The following is a 2,053-nucleotide window of genomic DNA, read 5'->3' as shown; positions in this document are numbered from 1 at the left end:
CGCGGCGGCTATGGGAATCCGTTCAATGTCACCACCACCAGTGGTCGACCCATGGCTGAGGATATCGCCGAGACCCTGAAGACTGGTCTGACCGAGAAGGGCTTTCGGGTCGTCTCGCTGACGACGCCGGCTGATGATCCGGTGGCACTCGGCCGGGCCGCGACCGAACGTGGATTGCGGCGTGTTGTCGGGTTGCAGATCCAGGAGTGGAAGACCGATACGATGATGCGCGCTAAGCTCGTCTACGAGCTTCAGCTGTTGATTGTCAGTCCGGACGGTGAGGTAGTTGCCCGTAATGCCGTGCGCGGCTCGGATGCGATCGGTGGTGGCATGCCTGCCGCAATCGGGGCGCTTGCCCAGCAGTCCTTAGAAACCAAGATTGGTCAGCTCTTCTATCCGACTGAGATTCAGGCCGGTCTTGCCGACGCCGATTAGCCGGTTGTTTGTATTGGGCGGAGCCTCTGGACGGGGCACACACCAGCAGCGATTGCTTGGTCCAGGATGACGAGCCCTGCTGGTTCGCACATGCCCGAGGCGCAGACTAGAAAGATGACTCGCGTCCGATCAATTGGGAGATTGGCGCCGAGCTGCGCGATGCCGAGCCTTGGATCAGCGACTGGGTATGGCGAAACCTCGCCGGCTACACCGGCATCTGTAACATCGAGCTGATCGGCGGCCGGCCGATCGGGCCATGTATCGGGCCAAGTCGCTGGGGCGTAACCGCTGCGTGTTGGCTTGAAAAGCGGCCAGTTGTAGCGACTTTGTCGTTTTTTCCAGAGCCTGTTTGATCTTCCGCCGAGAAGTGCCTTGTCCTGTTGACGTGAAATGCAGTAATGTTTAGACAAGGTTTAAACGTTGTCGGAGAAACAGCCTATGACAAACGCAGTGCTCGATATCAAGCGCTGGGGCAATAACCTTGGGGTGCGCCTTCCAGTGGGCATTGCGCGTGCGGCAAACTTGCATGCTGATCAGCGGGTTCGCATTGAGGTCGACAATGGCCGGGTGATTATCACGCCACTGGAAAACCAGCCGTTCACACTGGAGCAGCGTCTGGAACGTTTTGATCCGACGCGGCACAGCGGCGAAGTGATGCAGACCACGGCAGTCGGCGCAGAGCAGTGGTAAGGAATAAGCAAGACTGGGTACCGGCGCGTCAGGACATCATCTGGATTGATTGCAACCCGCAAGCAGGCCGCGAGATGCGTGATGTCCATCCATTGCTCGTGCTATCGCCGCAGACCTTTAATGCCAAAACCTCACTGGTGATTGGCCTGCCGATGACGACTGCTGACTATAACGCCGACAACCCCTTCGCCGTCGCGGTGGGCGAGGCGAACGGCAAGACCAGCTATGTGCTGTGCCATCAACCCAAGTCCTTCAATTGGCGCGTGCGCAATGCCAAACCGCATCCGCTGCACAAAATGGACAAGGCGCGCTTTGCAGAAGCCTGTCAGGTTCTTGAGCAAATCATTCAACTTAAAGGCCAGGTACGAGAGGCTAAAGGCTAAAGGCTAACGCATCCAATCATTCTGCGTCGAACAGCTCGATAGGAGAAAACGGCTTATGCCCTTCATCGGTGTTCTTCCCGAGCGCAAACCGCTCTTCAAGCCCGAACCACGTTGCGATCTGCCCGTGAGTGACGCAGCCGCTTGGCGGCTGAATCCGGCCCATCGTCACATTTACGACAAGCTGCGCCTCGCGCTCGATGCCGGACTCACCGCCGCGCCCTGTGGCGTCAGTCCAATGGATCTCGGCATGGCCGAGGATGCCGAGGTGTTCGTGAAACCCATCACCAACCTCGCGGGCATGGGGCTGAGTGCGCGCTCGGTCCGCGCCGACGCGGTGCCGATGGAGCCGGGAAGCTATTGGTCAGAGCGGCTAATAGGAACACACAGCAGCAGTGATTGCCTGGTCCAAGAAGGCGAGCCGCGCTGGTTTGCGCATACCCGTGGCTCTGACGAGAAGGATGCCTCGCGTCCACTCTACTGGGAGATTGGCGCCGAGCTGCCCGATGCCGAAGCCTGGATTAGCGACTGGGTGCGCCGAAACCTCC

General features: G+C 59.2%; 3 protein-coding genes and 2 pseudogenes. All 5 read left to right on the top strand.

Features of this window, described 5'->3' with window-relative positions; all coding sequences use genetic code 11:
* On the top strand, positions 1-435 hold a 435-nt coding region (locus tag VBE63_RS28055), incomplete at its 5' end, for a hypothetical protein (protein ID WP_323686275.1).
* Between the two features lie 23 nt (positions 436-458).
* Positions 459-686 (top strand): annotated as a pseudogene (locus VBE63_RS28050) (hypothetical protein); the annotation flags it as partial.
* A 187-nt stretch (positions 687-873) separates the two neighbouring features.
* Positions 874-1,125: an AbrB/MazE/SpoVT family DNA-binding domain-containing protein gene (locus VBE63_RS28045; RefSeq protein WP_323686274.1), complete on the top strand. Its 252-nt coding sequence runs from the start codon at positions 874-876 to the stop codon at positions 1,123-1,125.
* Positions 1,119-1,508 (top strand): type II toxin-antitoxin system PemK/MazF family toxin, encoded by a 390-nt coding sequence (locus VBE63_RS28040; RefSeq protein ID WP_323686273.1) that lies wholly within the window; start codon positions 1,119-1,121, stop codon positions 1,506-1,508. Before VBE63_RS28045 ends, VBE63_RS28040 begins: the two co-directional genes overlap by 7 nt.
* Before the next feature lie 55 nt (positions 1,509-1,563).
* Positions 1,564-2,053, top strand: a pseudogene (locus tag VBE63_RS28035) (hypothetical protein); the annotation flags it as partial.

The sequence above is a fragment of the Lamprobacter sp. genome (assembly GCF_034860625.1).
Taxonomy (GTDB): domain Bacteria; phylum Pseudomonadota; class Gammaproteobacteria; order Chromatiales; family Chromatiaceae; genus Lamprobacter.
The sequence above is the reverse complement of the archived record's forward strand: the minus strand, read 5'-3'. Positions and strand labels throughout refer to the sequence as shown.

Coding starts and splice junctions, on each gene's coding strand:
- VBE63_RS28045 (WP_323686274.1), top strand. CDS start 874: ATGACAAACGCAGTGCTCGATATCAAGCGCTGGGGCAATAACCTTGGG.